Raw genomic sequence first — 1,578 nt, 5'->3', positions numbered from 1 at the left:
CCGACGTAGTCTTCGATCTGCTCGAGCTGCGCCGTGGTCGGCGAGTTCGGGACGCTCACCACGCCGAGCACGCCGCCGAGGAACTGCACAGCGAGCGCGACCGCGACCGCGACGCCGGGCGAGACGAGGCCGGAGGGAAGCACGGTCAGCAGCCACGCGAGGTTGATCAGCGCGGACACCGCGGCGGCGATGCCCTTCGCATACCGGCGGTACAGCGGTGTCGATTGCAGGTATTCGGCGAGCGGGGAGTCGACCGGCTGCTCGTCGCCCTGGTCGGCGTTCGGGTCCTGCATGGCGATCACTTCCGTTCGTCGATGATGTCGGAGACATCGACGCCGGCCGCCTTCGCGAGCCGCTCGACGATGGCGAGGGTTTTCAGCCCTTCGGCGCGTGCGCTGAGCACATGCCCCCACATGTCATCGGGGGTTTCCGGTGGCACCGGCCGCGGGTTCGGTTCGTCGCCGTGCAGCGGCAAACGCGACGACAGCTTCGCGTCGACAGCCCGGGCGAGGTCCACGAGCGTGAGATGTGTGCGGTCGGCCTCGGGCCGGTCGCCCTCGTCGTAACGGTGGACGGGCCACCCGGCGAGGTCCGGGCCGCGGAGCTGGGTTTGTACGTCGCGGGCGGGGTCGTCGGCCATGACGGTGCTCTCCTGTCGTAGTGGTTTCCATTGCCCGTAATCGGCCGGGGTGTAGACGTAGTTCTCGTCGACCTGGACACCCCGGAAGGTGGGTTGTTCGTTGTTCTGCTGCCAGATGTTCACCACGCCGGCGAGGTCGAAGTCGCGGCGTCCCGCCGCCAGCTCGCGGCCGTCGCCGCACAGCCAGTACCAGTCGGCGAGGCCTCGCCGGTGCGCTTCGCGTAGCGTCGGCGCGAACCCGTAGACCGCGCGGCCGCGCCACCCGAGCGGGGAATGCTGGAAGCCTTGTAGGCATTCCATGACCCGGCTCATCTGCTCAGCGTTGGCGGGCCGGAAATCGACGCTCATGTAAACGACGGCGTTCTCGCAGTCGATCGCGGCGAGCTGTTCGGCGCACACCTCGCCGCGGTCGCGGCCGACGTCGTAGCCGCCGAGGCACCAATTCGCGGCCGCGTCCTCGAAGTTGAGCACGATCGCTTTGCCGTGCCGCTTGTAACTGTCGGCCTCGGATCGACTGATGACGTCCGGGAACCGGGTCTCATGCCAGTCGCGGCGGCGTAGGTAGAAGATTCGGCCCAGATACGGCGAGCCTTCGAGCGCGGCCGCGGGGTCGGCGACGTCGCCGAGCACAGAGGCGGTGTCGATCAGCTTCGGTAGGTTCGGTCGGAAGATCGCCACGACTACACCGCCGGCCCGGGCCCGAGTAGCTGCGCGAGGTTGTCGGCCCAGATCGCCGCCGTATCGTCGGCGGCCGGGCCCGGCGCGAACGCGTATCCCTTCGGCGAAACTAGCGAGGCCAGTTTCGCCACAGTCAGCCAATAGTGTTGATAGCCACCGAAGTTCGCCGGGTCGGCGATGTACACCGCGCGGGCGTTGGTGTCGTAGCCGACCGCGGCAATGTAGTGGTAGATCGTCTGCCACGCCGGATAGCCCGGCGG

Annotated in this window: 2 protein-coding genes and 1 pseudogene; all 3 read right to left on the bottom strand. The window is 68.4% G+C overall.

Annotation, left to right across the window (positions count from 1 at the left end):
* The coding region (locus ACFU5M_RS34475; protein ID WP_379055813.1) for a hypothetical protein at positions 1 to 293 on the bottom strand (293 nt) is incomplete at its 3' end.
* A gap of 5 nt (positions 294 to 298) precedes the next feature.
* The gene (locus tag ACFU5M_RS34470) at positions 299 to 1,318 is read right to left on the bottom strand and encodes a glycoside hydrolase domain-containing protein (RefSeq protein WP_379055811.1); all 1,020 of its coding nucleotides are present in this window, start codon (positions 1,316 to 1,318) and stop codon (positions 299 to 301) included.
* 2 nt (positions 1,319 to 1,320) lie between these two features.
* Positions 1,321 to 1,578, bottom strand: a pseudogene (locus tag ACFU5M_RS34465) (hypothetical protein); the annotation flags it as partial.

Origin of the sequence: Nocardia sp. NPDC057455 (genome assembly GCF_042802775.1) — a bacterium.
Lineage (GTDB): Bacteria > Actinomycetota > Actinomycetes > Mycobacteriales > Mycobacteriaceae > Nocardia.
The sequence above is the reverse complement of the archived record's forward strand: the minus strand, read 5'-3'. Positions and strand labels throughout refer to the sequence as shown.